The 22,176-nt window shown below is 64.3% G+C and carries 20 protein-coding genes, 1 tRNA gene and 1 pseudogene; 16 read left to right on the forward strand and 6 right to left on the reverse strand.

What is annotated here, in order from left to right; all coding sequences use genetic code 11:
- Positions 1-3 precede the first annotated feature (3 nt).
- Positions 4-1,410, reverse strand: coding sequence for an L-serine ammonia-lyase (locus C8J46_RS17315; protein WP_132741775.1), 1,407 nt, complete (start codon positions 1,408-1,410; stop codon positions 4-6).
- Positions 1,411-1,654: 244 nt separating this feature from the next.
- Between C8J46_RS17315 and purC the strand changes: the two genes are divergently transcribed.
- The 3 genes from purC to purQ are packed head-to-tail and all read left to right on the forward strand — an operon-like array spanning position 1,655 to position 3,347.
- Positions 1,655-2,434 (forward strand): phosphoribosylaminoimidazolesuccinocarboxamide synthase, encoded by a 780-nt coding sequence (gene purC, locus C8J46_RS17320; RefSeq protein WP_055876188.1) that lies wholly within the window; start codon positions 1,655-1,657, stop codon positions 2,432-2,434.
- Positions 2,435-2,665: a phosphoribosylformylglycinamidine synthase subunit PurS gene (gene purS, locus C8J46_RS17325; RefSeq protein ID WP_060527016.1), complete on the forward strand. Its 231-nt coding sequence runs from the start codon at positions 2,435-2,437 to the stop codon at positions 2,663-2,665.
- Positions 2,666-2,678: 13 nt separating this feature from the next.
- The gene (purQ, locus tag C8J46_RS17330) at positions 2,679-3,347 is read left to right on the forward strand and encodes a phosphoribosylformylglycinamidine synthase subunit PurQ (RefSeq protein ID WP_132741777.1); all 669 of its coding nucleotides are present in this window, start codon (positions 2,679-2,681) and stop codon (positions 3,345-3,347) included.
- A 143-nt stretch (positions 3,348-3,490) separates the two neighbouring features.
- On the opposite strand, the gene C8J46_RS17335 is transcribed toward purQ, so the two are convergent.
- Positions 3,491-4,246, reverse strand: coding sequence for a queuosine precursor transporter (locus tag C8J46_RS17335; protein WP_132741779.1), 756 nt, complete (start codon positions 4,244-4,246; stop codon positions 3,491-3,493).
- Between the two features lie 60 nt (positions 4,247-4,306).
- Here C8J46_RS17335 and C8J46_RS17340 point away from each other — a divergent pair.
- The 6 genes from C8J46_RS17340 (at position 4,307) to C8J46_RS17360 (ending at position 7,942) form a co-directional block, all read left to right on the forward strand.
- Positions 4,307-4,383: transfer RNA gene (locus C8J46_RS17340), tRNA-Arg, on the forward strand.
- 128 nt (positions 4,384-4,511) lie between these two features.
- Positions 4,512-4,682 (forward strand): hypothetical protein, encoded by a 171-nt coding sequence (locus C8J46_RS20950; protein ID WP_165886612.1) that lies wholly within the window; start codon positions 4,512-4,514, stop codon positions 4,680-4,682.
- Positions 4,683-4,893: 211 nt separating this feature from the next.
- Positions 4,894-5,259: a CsbD family protein gene (locus C8J46_RS17345; protein WP_132741781.1), complete on the forward strand. Its 366-nt coding sequence runs from the start codon at positions 4,894-4,896 to the stop codon at positions 5,257-5,259.
- A 52-nt stretch (positions 5,260-5,311) separates the two neighbouring features.
- Complete coding sequence (locus C8J46_RS17350; RefSeq protein WP_165886613.1) at positions 5,312-6,781, forward strand: PAS domain S-box protein; 1,470 nt, start codon at positions 5,312-5,314, stop codon at positions 6,779-6,781.
- A complete protein-coding gene (locus tag C8J46_RS21115) occupies positions 6,778-7,029 on the forward strand; it encodes a CsbD family protein (protein WP_207894213.1) in 252 nt (83 codons plus the stop codon). Before C8J46_RS17350 ends, C8J46_RS21115 begins: the two co-directional genes overlap by 4 nt.
- Positions 7,030-7,066: 37 nt before the next feature.
- Positions 7,067-7,942 (forward strand): hypothetical protein, encoded by an 876-nt coding sequence (locus C8J46_RS17360; protein WP_132741785.1) that lies wholly within the window; start codon positions 7,067-7,069, stop codon positions 7,940-7,942.
- Positions 7,943-8,161: 219 nt separating this feature from the next.
- Here the strand turns inward: C8J46_RS17360 and mqo are convergent, their stop codons facing one another.
- The 4 genes from mqo to C8J46_RS17380 form a co-directional block, all read right to left on the reverse strand.
- Positions 8,162-9,889: a malate dehydrogenase (quinone) gene (gene mqo, locus C8J46_RS17365; RefSeq protein ID WP_132741787.1), complete on the reverse strand. Its 1,728-nt coding sequence runs from the start codon at positions 9,887-9,889 to the stop codon at positions 8,162-8,164.
- 496 nt (positions 9,890-10,385) lie between these two features.
- Entirely contained in the window at positions 10,386-12,020 is a 1,635-nt protein-coding gene (locus tag C8J46_RS17370) for a DUF5597 domain-containing protein (RefSeq protein ID WP_132741980.1), read from the reverse strand.
- A gap of 121 nt (positions 12,021-12,141) precedes the next feature.
- The gene (galA, locus tag C8J46_RS17375) at positions 12,142-15,069 is read right to left on the reverse strand and encodes a beta-galactosidase GalA (RefSeq protein WP_132741789.1); all 2,928 of its coding nucleotides are present in this window, start codon (positions 15,067-15,069) and stop codon (positions 12,142-12,144) included.
- Between the two features lie 157 nt (positions 15,070-15,226).
- Positions 15,227-18,034 (reverse strand): TonB-dependent receptor, encoded by a 2,808-nt coding sequence (locus tag C8J46_RS17380; protein WP_132741791.1) that lies wholly within the window; start codon positions 18,032-18,034, stop codon positions 15,227-15,229.
- Positions 18,035-18,424: 390 nt separating this feature from the next.
- On the opposite strand from C8J46_RS17380, the pseudogene C8J46_RS17385 reads away from it, so the two are divergent.
- The 7 genes and pseudogenes from C8J46_RS17385 (at position 18,425) to C8J46_RS21295 (ending at position 22,106) form a co-directional block, all read left to right on the forward strand.
- Positions 18,425-19,810, forward strand: a pseudogene (locus C8J46_RS17385) (alpha-L-fucosidase).
- Positions 19,777-19,983 (forward strand): hypothetical protein, encoded by a 207-nt coding sequence (locus C8J46_RS21270; protein ID WP_243643493.1) that lies wholly within the window; start codon positions 19,777-19,779, stop codon positions 19,981-19,983. The pseudogene C8J46_RS17385 and the gene C8J46_RS21270 overlap by 34 nt, the downstream one beginning before the upstream one ends.
- A gap of 60 nt (positions 19,984-20,043) precedes the next feature.
- The gene (locus tag C8J46_RS21275) at positions 20,044-20,994 is read left to right on the forward strand and encodes a beta-galactosidase (protein ID WP_243643475.1); all 951 of its coding nucleotides are present in this window, start codon (positions 20,044-20,046) and stop codon (positions 20,992-20,994) included.
- Between the two features lie 14 nt (positions 20,995-21,008).
- The gene (locus C8J46_RS21280) at positions 21,009-21,161 is read left to right on the forward strand and encodes a hypothetical protein (RefSeq protein WP_243643476.1); all 153 of its coding nucleotides are present in this window, start codon (positions 21,009-21,011) and stop codon (positions 21,159-21,161) included.
- Entirely contained in the window at positions 21,133-21,333 is a 201-nt protein-coding gene (locus C8J46_RS21285) for a hypothetical protein (protein WP_243643477.1), read from the forward strand. The genes C8J46_RS21280 and C8J46_RS21285 overlap by 29 nt, the downstream gene beginning before the upstream one ends.
- Before the next feature lie 30 nt (positions 21,334-21,363).
- A complete protein-coding gene (locus tag C8J46_RS21290; protein ID WP_243643478.1) occupies positions 21,364-21,513 on the forward strand; it encodes a hypothetical protein in 150 nt (49 codons plus the stop codon).
- A complete protein-coding gene (locus tag C8J46_RS21295) occupies positions 21,513-22,106 on the forward strand; it encodes a beta-galactosidase trimerization domain-containing protein (RefSeq protein ID WP_243643479.1) in 594 nt (197 codons plus the stop codon). The genes C8J46_RS21290 and C8J46_RS21295 overlap by 1 nt, the downstream gene beginning before the upstream one ends.
- Positions 22,107-22,176: the final 70 nt, after the last annotated feature.

A 22,176-nucleotide genomic window follows, 5' to 3' on the forward strand; every position in this document is an offset into this window, starting at 1 on the left:
CCTTCAGCATTCGACGACGTTGACGGCCAGGCCACCAAGCGACGTCTCCTTATATTGCGAGCGCATGTCCTCACCGGTCTGGCGCATCGTCTCGATCACCGCATCGAGGCTGACGATATGGCGACCGTCCCCGCGAAGTGCCAGATACGCGGCGTTGATCGCCTTGATCGCACCCATCGTGTTGCGCTCGATGCACGGGATCTGGACCAGCCCGCCGATCGGATCGCAGGTGAGCCCGAGATTGTGCTCCATGCCGATCTCGGCCGCATTCTCGATCTGTTCGTTGGTCCCGCCGAGCGCCGCGACCAGCGCCCCCGCCGCCATCGAACACGCGACGCCGACCTCGCCCTGGCACCCCATCTCCGCCGCCGAGATCGATGCACGCTTCTTGTAAAGGAAACCGATCGCCGCCGCGGTCAGCAGGAAGTCGTGCGCGCCCTTCGCCGTCGGGTCCTTGGTGAACGTCTCGTAGAAACGCAGCACCGCCGGCAGCACGCCCGCCGCGCCATTCGTCGGCGCGGTCACGACGCGGCCCCCCGCGGCATTCTCCTCGTTCACGGCGAGCGCATACAGGCTGACCCATTCGAACACCGCGGACGGATCCGCCGCCGTATCGCGTGCCTGCAACCCCTCGAACAACGCCTTCGCCCGCCGCGGCACCTTCAGCCCGCCCGGCAGGATACCGCCCTGCCGACACCCGCGATCGATCGACGCGAACATGGCGCCACGCACCGCATCGAGGAACGCATCGGTCTCGCTCTCCGGCCGCCAGGCGATCTCATTCTCGCGGACGATGTCGGCGATCGTCATCCCCGTCGCATCGCCGGTCGCGAGCAGCTCCGCCCCCGACGAGAATGGCCGCGGCAACAGGATGTTCGCCTTCACCGGCCCCGAGCCCGCCTCGACGATCGCCCCGCCGCCGATCGAGAAATAGGTCCGCTCGACCGTGTGCCCGTCGCCGAACGAGGCAGTGAAGGTCACCGCGTTGGGATGCCCCGGCAGGAAGGTCTTCGAATGAAACAGCAGATGCTGGCTCTCCTCGAACCCGATCTCCACACGCTCCGCCAGCATCATTCGCCCGCTCGACCGGATCGCCGCCAGCCGCACCGGAATCAGGTCCGGATCGATCGTCTCCGGCTGCGCGCCACTCAGGCCCAGCATCACCGCGCTATCGGTCGCATGCCCCCGCCCGGTCAGCGCCAGCGAGCCGTAAAGATCGACGCACACCGCCACCGGCTGCTCGTCCGCGACCAGATCGGCGAACAGCCACGCCGCACGCATTGGCCCGACGGTATGCGAACTCGACGGCCCGATCCCGATCGTGAACAGATCGAGGATGCTGATCGCCTGGTGGCAATCCGGGCGAGCGCGCGTCTGTTCGTCTTGGCGATCGCGTGTGAGTGGCTCCATCCATCGGCTCCTATCGCCAAGGCCCGACGGAGGAAAGCGGCCAGGATCTCCGACCTGCTTTTCCCAGTTCACCGATCCACGGCATTGCCGCCACGCGATCCGTTTCGCCTCACCGCACCGATCCGATTGCACCCCCCGCACCCTTCGCCTATAGGCGCGGCCTATTCCGGCCTCGGCTTCGCGGTACATATCGCGTAGGCTGGGGCCGCTCGATTTTTACCGCTCGATTTCCAGGGGACCGCGCATGGCTCGCCGCCGCCAGATCTACGAAGGCAAGGCCAAGATCCTCTACGAGGGTCCCGAGCCAGGCACGCTGATCCAGTATTTCAAGGACGACGCAACCGCGTTCAATGCCCAGAAGAAGGGCACGATCAACGGCAAGGGCGTGCTCAACAACCGGATTTCCGAGCACATCTTCACGCTGCTCGATCATATCGGTGTGCCGACGCACTTCATCCGCCGCCTCAACATGCGCGAGCAGTTGATCCGCCAGGTCGAGATTGTCCCGATCGAAGTCGTCGTGCGCAACGTCGCCGCAGGCTCGATCTCGACGCGGCTCGGGATCGAGGAAGGCACCAAGCTGCCCCGCACGATCATCGAATATTACTATAAGGACGACGCGCTCGGCGATCCGATGATCTCCGACGAACACATCGCCGCGTTCGGTTGGGCCAGCCAGGAGGAGATGCACGACATCGCCGACCTCGCGATCCGCGTGAACGATTTCCTGTGCGGGCTGTTCGCCGGCGTCGGCATCCGCCTCGTCGACTTCAAGCTCGAATTCGGCCGCATCTTCGACAACGACTTCGGTCGGATCATCCTCGCCGACGAGATCAGCCCCGATGGCTGTCGTCTGTGGGACATGGAAACCAACGAGAAGATGGACAAGGATCGCTTCCGTCGCGATCTCGGCGGCGAAGTCGAGGCCTATCAAGAGGTTGCACGCCGTCTCGGCCTGTTGCCCGAGGGTGGCGACAATTCGGTCCTCGACCTCGAAAAGCATCGCAAGAACCGGGGCAAGTAAATGAAACTCAAGGTTTTCGTGACATTGAAGCCCGGCGTGCTCGATCCGCAGGGCCGGGCGATCCACCACGCACTCGGCAGCCTCGGCTTCGAAGGCGTCCAGGACGTCCGCCAGGGCAAGCTGATCGAGTTGGAAGTCGCCGACGACACCGACGACGCGACGATCGACGGCATGTGCCGCAAGCTGCTCGCCAACACGGTGATCGAGAATTACCGGGTCGAGCGCGCATGAAGGCGATACTGTCATGAAGACTGCGGTCATCGTCTTCCCCGGCTCCAACTGCGACCGCGACATCGCCGTCGCGCTCGAGGCGGTGACCGGCGTCAAGCCGCTCATGGTCTGGCACGGTGATGCGGACTTGCCGTCGGATGTCGGCCTGGTCGCGGTGCCGGGCGGATTCTCCTACGGCGATTACCTTCGCTCGGGCGCGATCGCCGCACGCTCGCCGATCATGCAAGCTGTGGTCGAGCAGGCTAGCAAGGGCTTGCCCGTGCTCGGCATCTGCAACGGTTTCCAGGTGCTGACCGAAGCAGGTCTCCTCCCCGGCGCGCTGATGCGCAACGAGGGGCTGAACTTCGTCTGCCGCGATGTCGCGCTGACGGTCGAGACGGCAAGCTCGACCTTCACGTCGGGCTATTCGGCGGGTGAACGCGTGTCCTTCCCGGTTGCGCATCACGACGGCAATTACTTCGCCGACACCGAGACGCTCGATCGTCTCGAAGGCGAAGGCCGCGTCGCGTTTCGTTATGCGGAGAGCGTCAACGGTTCGGCCCGCAACATCGCCGGACTGCTCAACGAGAAGGGCAACGTACTCGGCATGATGCCCCACCCAGAGCGTCGCATCGAAGCCGCGCATGGCGGAACGGACGGCCGACGTCTGTTCGAAGGCCTGCTCGAAGCGGTCAGCGCTTAAGCGCCGCCCCCCCCCATTCGCCACCCCACACTCCGTTCGCCCTGAGCGAAGTCGAAGGGCCTGATACTCGAGTGCTTCGACTTCGCTCAGCACGAACGGGTGGGGGGACGGATGCGGGAATGGAATAATGAGGGCTGCAGGCCTCAAACCCGAGTCCGGAACGGCGAGAAGTCCGTCCCCCGGTCGTACACATCCACCCCCTCGCGCCGCTTCAGCCAGCCCACCGCGACATACGTCAGCGGGGTCAGCAGCACCTCCCATGACACCTTCAGCAAGAACTGGCTGACCATCACCATCAGCATCGCCTCGACGGGCCAGTCCGGTGCGCCATAAAACGCGAGCGGGTAGAAGATCAGGCTGTCGAACGCCTGCCCGACCACGGTGCTGCCGATCGTCCGGGTCCACAGCATCCGCCCTTGCGTCCAGATCTTCATCCGCGCGAGCACGAAGCTGTTTGCGAATTCGCCGACCCAGAACGCGCAGATCGACGCGAACACGATCCGCGGCACTTGACCGAAGACGGACTCGTACGCCGCCTGCCCCGTCCACCCCTTGTCGGGCGGCAAGGCGACGACCACCGCCGACATGAACACCATGAACAACATCGCGCCAAACCCTGCCCAGATACAGCGGCGCGCCCGCGCGTACCCGTACACCTCGGTCAGGACGTCGCCGATCACATAGCTGACCGGAAAGAAGAGAATGCCCGCGCCGAACGGCCACGCGCCGATGAACGGCAGGTCGATCACCGCGCGCTTGCCCGCGCCGATCACGTTCGACAGCAGCAGGATCGTGACGAACGCCGCCATCACGAAGTCGAAATAGCGAAACTGCGCACCGCCGACCGCATTCGCGTCGACCGGTTCGAGCCCCCGCACCGCATCCGTTCCAATTTCCATGCGCGCGTTATGATCGAGGTTCCAAGCCCGCACAATCCGCGCTAGTCGTCGCCGTAGCGCGCGCCCGTAGCTCAGCTGGATAGAGCAAGGAGCTTCTACCTCCTCGGTCGGGGGTTCGAACCCCTCCGGGCGCGCCAATCGCCTTTCGCAACTTGGCACGATGGTCTGCGGGACTGTCCAAAACACCCTATGGTCTAGTCCTTCCCGATCACGCGCGGCGTGTCAGGCCGGGTATAAAGGCGCAACATTGCGATGGATGCCAAGCGTGACGCTAGACGAGACCAACTACACCCAATCCGTCGGCGAAGGTGAAAAGCCCTATTTCCTGAGCCGCGCGCAGTGGCACGAACATCGTGCGCAAATGGCCACCGACGACAGTACGCGATCGATCCATCTGCGCTTTGCAAAGCTGTATCACGCCCGTGCATTGTCCTGAGCTGGTACATTCCGCTTAGGAAATTCGTTAGAAATACCAGGAACCTAGTGACCGGGACGGGGTTTATCCGTCCACACCGGACGTATCGTTGCGGCCGGTCCTGGCAAGATTTGACGAAGCTCTATCGGCAGTCCGTCATCGGCCCTCGTCGCTCCAATCGCGACGGGACCGGTGACGTGCGTCGGCGAGACCTCAAGCAAAGGTAATGACCATGAACAAGGACGAATTCCAGGGCGGCGCGCGCTATGTCGGCGGCAAGGTCGAAAAGGGCGTGGGCGATGTGGTCGGCAGCCGTGACTGGCAGGTCGATGGTGTCGTCGATCAAGTCGCGGGCGGCGCGCAGAACCTCTACGGTCGCGCCAAGTCGGCGGTCGGTGACATCGTCGATGGCGCCCCCGAGCTCGCCGACAAGCTGAGCCATGACGCGCGTGACGTCGCCGATCGCGCTGCGGATGTCGCCCGCCGCGGTGCGCAGACCGCACAGGACTCTGCCAAGGATGCGCCATTGCTTTGGGCGCTCGGCGCAGCGGCAGTCGGTTACGGCCTCGCCTGGCTCGTCCACGGTTCGCGCGACTGAGACCTTGGCGACCCGGACAGCCTTGAAATCGCTGCGCGACTCTGCCGATCTGATGCACCTGCGTCAGATCATCGCTGGGCTCGACGAAGGCGTGATCCTGATCGATCCCGATCAGAGCATCCTGTGGGCAAACGCCGCCGCCCTCGGGATGCACGGCGTCGAGTCGATGGCCGAGCTCGGTGAGACGGTCGACGAGTATCGCGACCGTTTTCAGCTGCGGTATCGCAACAACCACCGCCTTGATAACGCCGACTATCCGATCGAACGCGTCGTTTCCGGCGAGGCATTTTCGGAGGTGGTCGTCGAGGTGGCGGTCGCGGGCGAGGCGGAACCGCGTTGGGTCCATCAGGTTCGCAGCCTGGTCCTGACCGACGATCATGACGAGCCCGAATGCCTGGTGATGATCATCCAGGACGTCTCGGCACGGTTCGAGGCGGAGGATCGCTTCGAACAGTCGTTCAACGCCAACCCCGCGCCTGCGGTCATCTGTCGCCTATGCGATCTGCGGTTCGTGAAGGTGAACCAGGGGTTCGTCGACATGACCGGGCACGCGCGCGAGGTCGTGCTTGCGCGGACGGTGTACGACATCGACGTGCTCGAACGCGCCGAGCAACGCGATCTGGCCAAGGAACGCCTTGCCGAGGGTCGGACGATCCCGCAGATGGAAGCCGAACTGGCGTTGCCGGACGGCACGTCGAAGCTGGTGATCGTCGCGGGTCAGCCGATCGACATGGGCAATCAGCCCTGCATGTTGTTCACCTTCGCCGATCTCGAGCCGCGTCGAAAGGCCGAGACCGCGCTGCGCCAGAGCGAGGAACGCTTCATGCGGACCTTCTCGCTCGCTCCCGTCGCGTTGGCGATCGGCACGCTCGACGGTCATCGCCTGTGCGACGTCAACGCGGCGTTCACCGAGCTGACGGGCTATGCCGCATCGGACATCACCGACACGCCGCTCGGCGATGTCGAATTATGGGAAACTGCGGCACAACGTCACGAACTCGAGGACGAGATCGCGGCAGGTCGCCCGATCCGCGATCGTGAGGTCCGGATCAAGCTGAAGGATGGCACGGTGATCGACGGCATCGTCTCGACCGAGCCGATCATGCTCGAGAACGAGAAGTGCGTGCTGTGGGCGATGCGCGACATCACCACGCGGAAAACGTCAGAGCGCGAACTCGTCAACGCGATCGAGGCGGTGATGCAGGATACAAGCTGGCTCAGCCGCTCGATCATGGAGAAGCTCGCGCGGATCCGTACCCCGCAAGCCGAAACGACCGGTGTCGGTCTCGGCGAACTGACGCAGCGCGAGCGCGAGGTGCTGGCGCTGATCTGCCGCGGGCTGGACGACAAGTCGATCGCACGGACGCTCGACGTCTCGGCCAACACCGTGCGCAACCATGTCGCGCGGATCTATTCGAAGATCGGCGTCAACCGTCGCAACGCCGCTGCGGCCTGGGCGCGTGCACGCGGGTTCGACGGGGACTCGGTCGTCATTCCCAATATCAAGGAGGTCGCCGCATGACTCGCGACACCGACAAGGGCCGCGCGCGGCAGGCCAAGGGCTCCGTACAGGAGGCGATCGGCAAGCTGATCGGCGATACCAGTGTCACGCAGCGCGGGGCCAGCGAAAGCGAAGCCGGCGCGCGCGAGGCCGATGGGGCCGACGCCAAGGCAGCGCCACCGCGTACCAAGTCTTCCCCTGAGCCGAAGCCTGATTCCCGTCCGACATCGGGACGGAGGCGCACGGGGCAAAAGGACGGCGCGCACTGACGCCGACCGACAAATTTTCGTTTCAACAGGAGTGTTTATGATCAACAATACCACCGGCTACGTGCCGGGCGAAGACGCACGCTACGGCAAGTCCGTCACCCGCGTATCCTGGGGCGCGATCTTCGCAGGCGTCGTCCTCGCGATCGCGGTTCAGCTCGTGCTCGGCATCCTCGGCACTGGGATTGGCCTCAGCATGGTCGATCCGGTCGAGGGCACGACGCCGGGGGCAGCCGGATTCGGCATCGGCGCGGGCATCTATTGGCTGATCACCACGGTCATCGCGCTCGGCGCAGGCGGCTACACCGCAGCACGCGTCGCCGGCGTCCATGACCGCTTCGACGGTCTGGTCCACGGCCTGGTCGTGTGGGGCGTCACGCTGATCCTGACGCTGTACCTGCTCACCTCGGCAGTCGGCGGCATCGTCGGCGGCGCCTTCCGCACCGTCGGTTCGGTCGCCTCGGCAGCCGGCACCGGTATCGGCGCGGCGGCTCCCAAGGTGGCGGACGTCGCCGGTGTGGACGTCAGCGACGTGCGCAATGAAGCGGCGCAGTATTTCTCGACCGCACCGTCGGATCCCGCACAGATGACGCCTGAGCAGGCGCAGAAGGAAATCGCCCAGGAACTGCCCGCGCTCGCCGCTGGTGGCCAGGATGGCGCCCGTGCCGAGAGCCGGATCGTCGACATCATCGCAGCGCAGCGCAAGATCAGCCGTCCGGAAGCCCAGGCCCAGGTGACCCGCGCCAAGGCGCAGTTCGTTCAGAGCAAGAACAAGGCGATCGCAACCGCCAAGTCGGCCACCGACACGGCTGCCGGTGCTGCTGCAGGGACGTCGTTCACGATCGTGATCGCGCTCCTGATCGGTGCAGCCGCCGCTGCATTCGGCGCAACCGCAGCGACCCGTCGCCGCGTGTAAGAACGCAAGGTCGCGGCGGGTCCTCAGCCGCGACCACTACGAAAAAGGGCGCTGCCGGTTCGACCGGCAGCGCCCTTTTTTTTGGCTGGATTGTGCCGCCACCCCTCCGTCATCCTGACGAAAGTCAGGACCCAGGGATACCAAGGACAGCGCTGCTTGGCTCTGGGTCCTGACTTTCGTCAGGATGACGTGAGGTGCGTGCTTGGACCGTTCCGCGCACTACAGCGCCAGATCAGGGCTCCGGTCCACCTTCACCCGCGTCGCCGCCGGCTTCGGCTGGGTCGCGACGGACACCGCAGGCGACGGCACCGTCAGTTGCAGCGTCTCGGCCGTCGACGCCCAAGTCTTGGCGATCGCTTCCGGATTATCGTTCAGCGCGGTGCCATAGCTCGGCACGATCTCGCGGATCTTGCCCTGCCACGCCGCGGTCGCGAGATGGTTCGGGAACACCTTCTTCAATAGATCGAGCATGATCGACGGCGCGGTCGACGCCCCCGGCGATGCACCGAGCAGCGCGGCGATCGAGCCGTCCTTCGACGCGACGATCTCGGTGCCGAGCTTGAGCACTCCGCCCTTCTCGGGATCGCGCTTGATGATCTGCACGCGCTGGCCCGCCTGCCACAACCGCCAGTCGCCATCCTTCGCGCCCGGAAAATACTCGCGCAGCGCGGTCATCCGGTCGGCATCCGACATGATCAGCTGCCCCGCGAGATACTCGACCAGGTCGAAATCGTCCCAGCCGACCGCGATCATCGGCCGGAAATTGTCGAGCGTCACCGACGCCGGCAGATCGAAATACGAGCCTTCCTTGAGGAACTTGGTCGAGAAGGTCGCAAACGGCCCGAACAGCAGTGCCTGTTTGCCATCGAGATAGCGCGTGTCGAGATGCGGCACCGACATCGGCGGCGAACCGACCGCCGCCTTGCCGTACACCTTGGCGAGATGCGCCTGCGCGACCGCGGGCTTCTCGGTTACCAGGAACGACCCGCCGACCGGGAAGCCGGCATAATCGTCGGCCTCGGGGATCCCCGACTTCTGCAGAATCGGCAGCGCGCCGCCGCCCGCGCCCGCAAACACGAAGCGCGCGTTGATGATCTGCTTCTCGTCGCTCTTCATGTCGCGCGCGGTCACCCGCCAGCGCTTGTCGGCGTTACGTTCGAGCGAGCGCACTTCATGCCCGGTGGTCAGCGTGAACCCCGGCTGCGCGGTCATCGTCTTGATATACTGGCGCGTCACTTCGCCCCAGTTGCAGTCGGTGCCGAGCGGCGAGCGCGTCGCGGCGAGCTTCATCGTCGGGTCGCGGCCCTGCATCATCAGCGGCACCCACTGTGCGATCTGCTTGCGATCGGTCGAAAATTCCATCCCCGAGAACAGCGGGCTCGCCTGCAACGCAGCATGGCGCTTGCGCAGGAATTCGACGTTTGCGTCGCCCCACACCAAATTCATGTGCGGCGTCGAGTTGATGAACGAGCGCGGGTTGGCGAGCATCCCGGCCTTGACCTGATGACTCAAGAACTGGCGCGTGACCTGGAACTGCTCGTTGATCTCGATCGCCTTCTTGATCTCGACCAGTCCGTCCGCCGCGTTGACCGGCGTGTAGTTCAGCTCGCACAATGCCGAGTGGCCGGTACCGGCGTTGTTCCAGCCATTCGAGCTCTCCTCGGCGACCTTGTCGAGGCGTTCGATCAGCTCGATCGTCCAGGTCGGTTCGAGCTGGTGGAGCAGCACCGCGAGCGTCGCGCTCATGATGCCGCCGCCGACCAGCAGCACGTCGACGTTGCGCTCGGTCGTCGCGGCATCGGCTTGCGCCAGCGGTAGCATCGAAGCCCCGCCAACGACGCCCGCGCCGATCGCGGAGCCGAGTAGGCCGCGCCGCGTTACGCCTGCCGCGGCACCGGCCGGATCTGCGGCCGAAATGGTCGTGGAATGTGAGTTATCGTTGTTCATGTCGCGCGGCACCATGCTACCTTCTCGTTGCGGCTGGCCTCGCGCGCTTTTCACCGGTCAAACGGCGAAAGGCGATCGTCCATCACCTGGTTATCGTCGGGAGCATGTGTGAAACGGAACCGACAGCACGAGGCCGACGACCGAGCACAGCTGATGCTCCAAGTCCTCGCCTAATCTGTCGTCGGAATGTCTGGGTGTCGCCATGTCTATGGTAAGCGGCGACTATCCATGCCGGATATGGCATTCTAGGGCGCTTCACGCAAGGTTAACGCTTACGGCAGGGGCCCTAGCCTTGCCGTCGATCCCTCTCTCCGCCCCGCTGGCGTTCAGGCGACGGACGCGATATTTTCATATCTGCTTTCGTCTGAAAGCCGCGCCGTGCCCGGCTGTCCAGACGCACGCGTCAGCTTCTGGTGCTGCCTGACCTGCCGGCAGCACCAGAAAAGCGGATAGCGTTCAGCGCGTCCCCGCGCGACGATCAGCCGCGCCGCGATCGCTATTTGTAGCGCCCCATCGTCACCTTAAGAATGACCGGGGTGAGCAGGTTGATCCCGTAATCGGTCTGGTCGCCGTTCCACACGCGGCTCATCACCCAGCGTCCGTCGACCACGCGGCCCTCCTCGACGCGGAATACCGAACCGTTCGCGGGGCCACCCTTTGCGGTCCCGAAGTTCAGCCGGACGTGATCGCCGACCACCAGGAATTCGTTCGGCGACAGATGCGCGACCGCGACACCGCCGACCGGCTCCTCCGCCCAGACCGGCGGCTCGGACTTGATCCACGTCCAGTCCTTCTGCCCGAACTGCCATTCGCCATAGCTGGTGCCGATCGTCCAGTTGCCCATCGTGACCGACTGGACTGCGGCCTGCCCCGCGCTTTCGTCAGGCTTGGCGACACCCCAGGTGGGATGTTCGAACGCGATCTTCGCCCAGTCGCGCGCCATCGTCGACAGTGCCGCGTATTTCAGCCCGATCGCATCGACGGTCTCGTCGTCGAGCGCCTTCGCCCCCAGTGGATAATTGAAATAGCCGGTGTCATCCATCCCGAAGGGCGCATAGCCGATCGCGCCGCGCCCCAGCGCCGCGTAGAAGAACCGCGCAAATTCCTTCGCGTTGCCGATCTCGGGGACCATCAGCGCGTTGTCGGGGCGCGCATAGGCATCGAGGTACAGTGCGACGTGGGCGGCATCGCGATCGTAGATGTCGGGCGCCTGGAAATCGATCGCGGGCGCCGCCGCCTTCCAGATATCCAGCACGTCCTGCTGTGGGCCGCCACTCGCGACGCCGGTCGGATCGGGCACGTTCGACGGCCCGGCGAGCGAGGCGTTGACGTACATCGGCAACGGCTTGATCGCCTTCCCCGCCGCCGCGATCTCATCGACGAAGCGCGCCGTATGCCAGGTGTTAAACGCGCGATCCGCCTGCGCACCGAACATCTGCGTCCAGCTTCCGCCCGGCTTCTTCAGCGCCTTCGCCAGTTCGGCGGGCACCGGCTTGGCAAACACCGCACTGGCCTTGGCGCCGTAATCGCGTGGCGAGCGATAGCTGCCGACCTCGTTCTCGGGCTGGACCATGATCACCGTGTTCTGCGGATCATGCGCCTTGAGGTACTTCATCACCTCGACGAACGCGCGCTTGTCCGCCTCCAGCGTCGCGCGGAACATTGGCGAATGGACATAATGGTCCGTGCCGTCCTTCAGCTTCATCCGCGGAAAACGGCGGTTGTCAGCCTTGAACCAGTCGGGCGTGTAGCCGGGCGAGGTGTTCTTCCACGTCCCGAACCAGAGCAGCACGACGCGTTTGTCATGCGCGCGCGCCTGATCGAGCAGCGTCTGGAGAAACGACAGGTCGAACTTGCCCTCGACCGGCTCGATCTGTTGCCAGGCGATCGGGATCTCGACGGTGTTCGCATGCATCCGGTCGAGCATCGGCCATATCTGCGGCAGTGCGGACGCATAGTTGCTGCTGTTGTTGACCTGCGCGCCGAGCATCAGGAACGGCGCCCCATCGACCATCAGCGCATGACGGCCGCCCTTGGTGATGATCCGCGGAACTTCGGTCGTCGTCTGTGCCGACGCGATGCCGGCGATCAGCGACGCCGACAGGGCCAAGCCCGCGACCATCTTCTTCATACGAACCATCACTGAATCCTTTTCTGTCGAAGCGGCGCCGACCGGAAATCCCCTGCCAATCGACACCGAAATACTTGCGTTCCGCACCGGCTATCGGCGTGACGCACGCAGGCGCACCGCGTCATTCCTCTACGAATACGATGCCCCCCAGCCCCGACGCTTGCGTGCCGTTGCTTTCCAGCAGAACCGATACGATCCGTTCGCCTTCGCCCGCAGGCATCGGCACAACGACCGTCCCCGGTGCGAACCCGGCCTTCGTCCCGACGCGCTTGCCGTCGATCCAGACCTCGCCACGACCGACGACGCCCTGGAAGACCAGCTTACCGCCGCGGTCCCGCACCGGCCGACGCGGCGTGACCTTCGCGCGCAACACGCTCCAGGTTCCTTGACCCTGCGCCGGCTGAATCTGGCCCGCCCGCACGAACAGCCAGCTGTTCATGTCGTTGTCCGCGAGCACGATATTGGGCGATGGCCGGGTCGCGAACGCGGGCGATTGCCGCCAGTCCTGCAGCATGAGCGTCGCCGCGGTGGTCGGCACGCTCGGCCGGGGCGGGGTTGCCAGCAGGCGGAGCGTGGTCGTCGCGCTGCGCAGGCCGGCCGACGTTGCCTTGAGCGACAGCGCCCCTGCCCCGCCCTGCCTGGCACGAACAATGACCTGTGCTAGCCCGTTGAACAGCGCGCGCCCGTCACCCTGCTCGGGCTCGTGGCTGATCGGATCGCCGTTGCCGAGCCCGATGATCGTGCCCCCGGTCACGGCGAACACGACGGGGAGGTTGGCGGTCGGTACATGGCGCCCGCGCGCGTCGATCGCATCGATTGTAAACGGCTGCACGTCCTCGCCATCGGCGGCCATTATACGGCGATCGGGTGTGATCCGAAGCGCGACCGGCTCGCCGGTCGTCTCGACCACGCTGCGCACGACCTCGCGCCTACCGCGATAGCCGATCGCCTCCAGCCGGCCCGGCGCATAGGGGACCTGCCACTGCGGCATCGTGAAGCGATCGACCCCCTGCTCGCCGATCACCGTACCGTTGAGCAGCAGCCGCACCGTATCGACGTTGGTCAGCGCCATCACCTTGACCGGCTGGCCCTCGCGGCCTGACCAGTTCCAGTGCGGCATCAGGTCGAGCAGCGGCACGTCGTCGATCCACTGCACGCGGTGGAGATAAAAGGCCATCTTGGGGAACCCGCACAGGTCCATGATCCCGAAATAGCTGCTGACCGACGGCCATTCGAACGGTGTCGGTTCGCCGTGATAGTCAAACCCGGTCCACACGAACGTCCCGCCGACGAAGGGCCGCTCGGCGATCGATTTCCAGCCGGCGCGGTGCGTACTGCCCCAGTCGGCCGGCTCCTCGTCATAGGACGCCATGACGTGCGCGGCCCGGTCGGTCTTCCACGCGCCCCGCGTCATGAAGCTCGACGTGTCCTCCGAACTGATCATCGGCAGCGTCGGATTGGCGGCGTGGAACCGGTCATACTGGTCGCGCTGATAATTGAAGCCGACCAGGTCGACTGCTTGGCTGACGTTGACGGGCGCGAACATCCCGCTGTTCATCGCCGCGGTCACCGGGCGGCTGTCGTCGAGCGCCTTGACGGTCCGCGACATGCGACGGACCATTTCATAGCCGGCGGGCGTACCCTGCATCGGCTCCTCGTTGAAGACCGACCACATGATGACGCTCGGCCGGTTGCGATCGCGCCGGACCAGCCATTGCAGCTGCGCCATGTAATCGGGGCTGGTGTTGAAGTTGCGGTTCTCGCTCATCACCAAGAAACCCAGCCGATCGCAGGCATCCAACACCTCGGTCGCGATTGCGTTGTGCGAAAACCGGATCGCGTTACAGCCAAGATCCTTCAGCCGCCGGAGCCGCCAGTCCCACAGCGCATCGGGCACTGCAACGCCGACGCCGGCATGATCCTGATGGTTGCACGTCCCCTTGATCTTGAGCGGGCGGTCGTTGAGGTAAAACCCGGTCGCAGCATCGAACCGCAGCGTACGGAAGCCGATCCGGAGCGTCCGCTCGTCGACCGTCTTTCCGGCGCGAATCAGCTTGGTCCGCAGCGTGTAGAGCGTCGGCGTCTCGACCGACCACAGTCGGGGAACCGCTACCGGGAGAGTGAGCGCAACGTCGGTCGGGGTGAGCGACGCCACCCTCCCGCCGGCAGTTTGCGTCGCGATCACGCGGCCGTCGGGATCGATCAGCGTCGCTTCGATCGAAACGTTAGCCGCATCCTTGCCGATATTGCCGAGCGTCGCGGTGACCGGGACGGACCATGCGCCGTCGGGTCCGCGGCGCGGATCGGCATGGATACCATCGGTGGTGATGTATGTGGCATCGCGCTTCACCAGCCAGACGTGGCGGTACAGCCCTGCGCCCTCGTACCACCAGCCTTCCATCGTCTGCGCATCGACGCGCACGACGATCGTGTTCAGATCGTCGCCATAGCGTGCGAGATCGGTGATATCGACATACACCGAATTGTAGCCGCTCCAGTTGTGCGCCACGACCGATCCGTTGAACCAGATCGTCGCGTTCGTCGCGATCCCGCCGAACTGGATTTCGAGATACCGACCGTGATCCTGCGGATCGAGCCGCAGCGCGCGCCGGTACCATCCGAAACCGCGGCGGCGATAGCCTTGTGAGACGTTGGCGCTTTCGGCGACGGGCATCGCCATGGCCCAGTCGTGCGGCAATGCGACCTTGGGCCAGTCCGAATCGTCATAATATAGGGCCGCGGCACCCTGTGCCTGTCCGGCCTTCGCGCTGTTGTAGGACCAGCCATGCCCGCGAATCTCGGGCATCGGTATGTCGCCGAGATGAAACCGCCAGCCGCCGTCGAGCAGCAGCCGGCCCGGATCCTCGACCGGCGCCCGTAGCGGCAGAGCATCGCGCGTCGCCGGCATAGGCAGTGCCCCCGCATCGGGTTCGGCGGAACGCACTGTGGCGCGCGCGACTTGAGCCGGACCTACCACCGCGCCAAGCGCTGCACCATTCGCAAGAAACAGGCGTCGGCTGATCCGAGTCGTCGGCTGGTCCTGCTTCATCGTTCCCCCCTCCGAAGCGCGCATATGGCGGCCGTGCTTTACGCTTGCGTATCCGAAGCCAGCGGCCCTGTCATAACCGTGTCTATCATTCCCTGCCCGTCAGGGGCTGAGCCGGATCCGAAGATCGAGCCCAGCCCTGACGTCCAGCGTTCCCGGATCAGAAGGTGATCCGCGCCACGCCGCTGATCTGGCGGTCGCTCATGATCGAATCGCGCGGCCGGGTGGTGATGCCGTAATAGGTCGACCGCACCGTATTGGTGAGGTTGGTCCCGTTCAGCGTCAGCGACAGATGCGGGGTCACGTTGGCGGTGATCGACGCATCGAGCTGCCCCGACGCTTTCTGGAACTGCGGCAGATTGCCGGTGCCGTTGGCCGACGTCGTCACCAGGAACTCGCTGCGCCAGTTATAGGCGACGCGCGCGGATACGATCCCACGCTCGTATATGCCGATCAGGTTGTAGTTATACTTCGACAGCCCCTCGAGCGACAATTGCGTCACCGGACCGTCGCTGGCCGGGCTTGGCGCCTCGGAGTCGACATAAGTGAAGTTCGCCTGCACGCCCAGGCCGGCGAGCGGCCCCGGCAAGAAGTCGAAGAACTGCTGATACGCGACTTCGGCACCCTTAACCTTGGCCTTGGCGGCGTTGCTGTAGGTGGTCACGTCGTAGGTAGCGGTGACGCCGTCGGTAAAGGTTACGTCACGCGGCGTGATGACCGTCTGGATGTAGTTCGAGATATCCTTGTAGAATCCCGCGACTGTCAGCGATCCGCTCTTGGCGAAATACCATTCGAGCGAGGCATCGAAATTGGTCGACTTCATCGGCTTGAGATAGGGATTGCCGGTCGACGTGACGTGCTGCTGGTCGATCTGCGCGGTGCCGGGCTCGGTGATCGTCAGGCTCGGGTTGAGCTGGTTGAAGTTCGGGCGCGAGATATTCTTAGACGCGGCAAAACGCAGCTGAAGCCAGTCGGTCAGACGCCCACGGACGTTAAGGCTGGGCAGAACCGACGTGTACTTGGTAGCCTCGTTCACCTCGGTGAAGGTCGGCGCCGCGGTCGACTGGGTGCCGTCGGGCGCGGTGATCAGGTCGACCTGCTGGTAGAAGCCCGAGACCGCGACCTTGCTCTGGACCACGCGCACGCCGATGTTGCCGTCGATCGGCACCGGCAGGTCGTCCGCCTTGAAGAACGCCGCGGCATAGCCGGTATAGGTCTTCTGTGCCTGTGTGTTGGTCCCGCTCGGCACATAGCTCGGCGTGGTCGCGATGCCGAGCGACGCTCGCGTGGCGTCGTAGTCGAGGACGGTCGGCAGCGAGAACGCCTGGATGTCGCCGAACAGATCGGCCTGGCCGCGGAAGAAGCCGCTGAGGTCGACATAACGGAGATTGGTCGCAGCGCCGGTCAGCCCGGTATAGCGATAGCCCGTATCGCTGGTCCGGTTACGACGATCCGCGAACCGGAAGCCCGCCTTGATCGAGCTCAGGATACCTCCGTCGAAGCGATATTCGCCGTCGAGGCGGCCGACCTTGTCGGTACCCTTCGAGTTGTTGAGGTTATCCAGGTAGAAGCCGTTGCTGTAGGTCGCGGGGTTCGCGAGGCCATCGGCGGACGCGATCTGGAACGACGGTATCTCGCCCGAGATGTCCTGCGTCAACGTGGTGGCGACGCCGCTCAATCCGACGATCGAGTTCAGGTTGTCGGTCTTGGAATCGACATATTGGAGATCGCCGGTGATCGTCAGGTTGGCGGTCGGCTTCCACTTGCCGTTGAGCGAATAATCGGTCGTCACCGAATGCCGCGAACCGAGCGAGGTGTTGTTGCCGATCGGTACGTTGGTGAACGTGCCGCTCTGGAAATCGCCGTTCGGTGCATAGGTGAACGGCGCGCCGGCCAGCGGCGTGATCGACGCCCCACTGGTGTACGCGAAATAGCTGTAGCCATAGGAGCGCAGCTTGTAATCGTTGCGGAACACCTCACCGGTGAACTCCAGTGTATCGGTCGGGCGCCACTGGAGCGACACGTCGATGCCGAGGCGACGGCGGTCGCCGAACACTTCGCCGATGCCGGTGCCATGCGGCAGCGTCGTGGTCTGGCCGGTCCGCCCGAGCAGCGCGGCGGTCGCGGCGTCACCGGGATTGCTTTCGTCGAGCGTGTAGAACGGCTCGGTCGAGATCGTGTCCTGGCGGAAATTGGTTTTCTGATACGACGCGCTCGCCAGCATGCCGATTTCGCCGATGCCGGTATTCCAGCGATCGCTGACGAGCAGCGATGCGGCCGGTTGGCTCTTCTTGATCAGGTCGTAATAGGTGTTGGTCGCCGAACCCGAGATCTTGAAGGCGTCGAAGTCGAACGGCTTGCGCGTACGAAAGTTGATCGTGCCGCTGAGATGGTCCTCGATCAGGTCCGCCGACGGGTTCTTGTAGACGTCGATCCCGGCAAGCAGCTCGGACGGCACGTCCTCGAGGCTCAGCGCGTTGCTCGAACCGCTCGCGGTGAAGATGTCGCGACCGTTCAGCTCGGTGCGGACCTGCGTGAGCCCTCGGATCGCGACCGAGCTGCCCTCGCCGAAATTGCGCTGGATCTGGATGCCCGAGATGCGCTGCAGGGCTTCGGCGATGTTGCGGTCGGGCAATTTGCCGATGTCTTCGGCGACGATCGAGTCGACGATCTGCGCCGAGTTGCGCTTGATATTCTGGGCGGACTGAAGGCTCGCACGGACGCCGGTCACGACAATGTCATCGCCCGCCTCTGCGGCGACGGGCGCGGTATCGACTGCTTGGCCCTGATCGGCGCTCGGGGCTGCAGTACCACTGGTCTGCTGAGCGTCCGCAACCGACGCGGGCGCGCCATCTTGCGGTGCCGCGACCTGCGCCTGCGCTACCGAACCGACTATCACGAGTGCTAGCAGCGACACGGTCGTACTCAGACCCTTGATGCTGCCAACGCTAATCTTGGAACGCTTCATCACACTCTCCTCCCAGCAGGTCTGATCCTTACGGACCGCCCGCGGTTCACTCTTGGATATCGTGCGCGGCCACGCCGCTACCGTATCGTCCGCGGCGCCTAGCGAATGATTTAGATCATTTATATGCTAATTCGATTTACCCGGACAATTCATCAAATATGATGGCAAAAATGTCGCACATGAAATGACGATACTCGAAGTTGTTTCGTCGAATTACGTCAATATCCGACCAAATCGGTCCTAAACTGACATGCGATGCTGGTGTAGGCTTCCAGCAAGGTAGCGTATCAAATTGTAATTGTAGGACTTAAACGCCGACCTTCGTAACAATGGCGTAATTCCATCGACGCTCTTTCCGGACTGTCGAAACCGCGTGTGGGGAGAAGCGTAATGACGTTCAGCAAACGCGAGATACTGGGAGCACCGCTAGCAGCGACGCTGGGTCTGAGCGGGCTGTCGGGTGCCGCCGCATCGCCGGCGGCGACGAAACCGTCGCCTCTCTTCCATCGCGCCATAACGCCCGGCCGGTTCGATTCCACCGCACAGTCGCTCGCCGGTTATCGCGCACCAGACTGGTTTCGCGACGCCAAGTTCGGGATCTGGGCGCATTGGGGACCACAGGCGGTACCGAGCCAGGGCGACTGGTACGCACGCTTCATGTACGTCCCCGGTCACCCGCATTAAGACCACCACGTCAAGACCTACGGCCACCCCTCCAAGGTCGGCTACAAGGATATCATCCCTCTATGGCGCGCGGAGAAGTTCGATCCCGACGCACTCGCCGCGCGCTATGCCGCCGCCGGCGCGCGCTATCTCGTCTCGATGGGCGTGCATCACGATAATTTCGACCTGTGGCGGTCCAAGCATTACCGCTGGAACGCGGTGGCGATGGGCCCGAAGCGCGACATCGTCGGCGAAGGGAAGGCGGCCGCCACCCGGCGCGGGCTGCGCTTCGGCGTGTCCGAGCATCTCGGCGCAAGCTATAGCTGGTGGTATCCCAACCACCTCTACGATCAGTTCTGGCCCAAGCTCGGGGTCGCCTATGACGGCGCCGATCCGCGCTATGTCGATCTCTACCATACCAACCGCGACGAGCCGTTCATCAACACGCCCGCGAGCTGGTACACGACCAACCCGACATATCACGCGCTGTGGTTCGACCGGATCCGCGACCTGATCGACAGCTACCAGCCCGACCTTTTGTATTCGGACGGCGGCCTGCCGTTCGGCGAGGTCGGACGCTCGCTGCTCGCGCATTTCTTCAACAGCAGCATGGCGCGTACCGGAAAGCTGGACGCCGTCTACAATTGCAAGGATACGGGCTCGGGCGCGTTCAGCACGGACTGGGCGGTGCAGGACGTAGAGCGCGGCGTGCTGAAGGGCATCAATCCGCACGCCTGGCAGACCGACACCTCGAACGGCGACTGGTTCTTCAACCGGACCGACACCTACAAGACCACCGATGAGGTCGTCGCGATGCTGGCGGATGTGGTCAGCAAGAACGGCAACCTGCTGCTGAACGTCGTAATGCACGGCGACGGCAGCCTGCCCGCGGAATCCGACCGGCTGTTGACAGTCTGGCGCCGTGGATGGCCGCCAATGGCGAGGCGATCCACGGTACGCGCCCGTGGAAGATCTATGGCAAGGGTCCGACCACCGCCGCCGCCGGCGCGTTTGCGGAAAGAACGAGTTATACGCCGCAGGACATCCGCTTCACGACGAAGGGCGAGACGCTGTACGCGATCACGCTCGGCACGCCTCGGGGGCAGACCGTAATCACGTCGCTCGCCCAACCCAACCCGCACGAACGACGCCGGGTACGCGGGGTGCGCCTGCTCGGCCGCCCCGGGGACATCGCGTTTCGCCAGACCGGACAGGCTCTGGTGATCGATCTGCCCGCGACCTTGCCGACGCGACACGCGAGCGCATTCGCGATCGATTTCGCCTGACCAGAAATACCGCACGTGCACGATGTGCGCGTCGATCGAATACGAGCTTGGAGAGGCTATTTGAAACACCCCCTGATCCGCGCCCTGCGGTTTGCGATGCTTGCGGCGGCTACGCTGGCTGTTCCGCTTGCCGGCATCGTTCCAGCGCAGGCGCAGAGTGCCGTCGGGCATCCCGACTGGCCCGGCCACGGCGACCTGTTCGTCGGCACCTGCTACCAGCCGATCGATCGTTCGCCCGAACAGATCCGCCAGGACGTCGCGATCATGAAGAAGGCCGGCTTCACCATGGTCCGGATGGGCGGTCTGTCGTGGGATTCGTTCGAGCCGCAGGAAGGCCATTTCACCTTCGAATGGTTCGACGCGATCCTCGATCAGATGCACGCCGCCGGGATCAAGGTGCTCCTCGACATTCCCGGCCAGCCGGCACCGACCTGGCTGCACAAGACATATCCCGGCGTCGATCTCGTCACGCAGGACGGCGGCCGCCGCAATGCGGCGACGCGCTATTGGGACAATATCAGCGATCCCGATTATCGCCGCCTCGTCCGGCGGCTCGCCGAGCAGATGCTCAAGCGCTACGCCCATAACCCCGCGGTGATCGCGATCGGCTACACCAACGAGATCGGCAATGGCCAGATGTCGTATTCGCCGGCCGATCGGCAACGCTTCGTCGGTTGGCTGCAGAAGAAATACGGGACGATCGCTGCACTCAACACCGCCTGGGCGACGCAGCGCTGGTCGCGTCGGATCAACAGCTGGGACGGGGTCGACCTACCCTATGGCAATGGTCCGGGGCCAAACGAGCGCAATCTCGATCTTCGCCGCTACTGGTCCGACGACACGATCGGCGCGCTCACCGACCTCGAAGCGGTGCGCAAGCAATTTGCGCCCAACCTGCCCGTCGCGTCGAACTTCTGGCCCGACGCCTGGACCAAGGGGTTCGATTATCTACGGTCGTGGGACAAGGTCTCGACCTATGCGGCCAAGGCTTCTATCCGGGCGAGCCATTAGGCGCGGCGCTCGACGTGTCGCGCAACCGCGCAGGCCACGATACGCCGATGTGGCTGAACGAGTTCACCGCCGGCGGTGGCGGCTATTACGGCACGCCGGGCCGGTCACGGATGTGGGCCTATTTCGGGCTGATCTATTATGCGCAAACCTTCCTTCAACTCGCATAGCGGTGGCAAGGAACAGGCCCTGTTCGGGCTGGTCGACCATGACGGCCGCCCATCGTGGAAGGTCGGCGAGTTCGGCCAGATCGCCAGCGAGTTCGCCAAGCTGAAGACGATGGGCTTCCCACGCTACCGCAACCCCGAGGTGGCGATCGCCTATTCGTTCCAGACCAACTAGCTGACCTCGCCCCCGCCGGGGCCGAACACGATGCAGGAATATTTCAAGACCAGCTATCCCGACCAGGCCAAGGCCGCGCTCGCACCGCTGTTCGTCGACAATATCGACACCGCGGTGATTGACATCGGCCACGACGCGATCGACCGCTACAAGCTCGTGATCCTGCCCAGCGCCTACTGATGGACAAGGAAACCGCCGAGGCGGTGCGGCGCTACGTCGCGAACGGCGGGACGGTGATCATGACCGGCTATTCCGCCAAGGTCGACGAAACCGGCAAATGGTTCGAGACGCCGCTGCCTGGTCGGCTGACCGATGTGTTCGGCGTGCGGACCAACGAATTCTACCGCGCCGAGCAACCGCTGAAGATCATGTTCGACTGCAAGGAGCAGACTGGTAGCGATCCCTTTTACGAGGTGCTCGAACCGAGCACGGCCAAACCGCTGGCGATGTTCACCAACACGCCCAAGCCCAGCCCGGCGGTCACGGTCAACCGCTTCGGCAAGGGCCGCGCGATCTACCTCGCTACCGCCGCACAAGGCGCGTTTCCCGATCCGCTCGTGCGATCGCTCTATACCGAACTCGGAATCGAGCGTGGCCCGGTCACTCCGCCGGGCGTGGTCGCGCGCGTCGTCGATGGGCGGACGCTGTACGTCAACACGAACACCGCGCCTGCTCGTGTGGCCTTGGCAGGCAAGCAACACGATATTCTGAGCGGCAGAGCCTCTACCGATCGGCTCGACCTTCCGCCGTACGGCGTGGCGCTGCTCCAATAACGACGCCCGACAAGTGGCCAATCCGGGCCTTCGCCTTGCGTTGACGCGGAATACGGTTGATCCGCGCGCC

The sequence above is a fragment of the Sphingomonas sp. PP-F2F-A104-K0414 genome (assembly GCF_004340945.1).
Lineage (GTDB): Bacteria > Pseudomonadota > Alphaproteobacteria > Sphingomonadales > Sphingomonadaceae > Sphingomonas.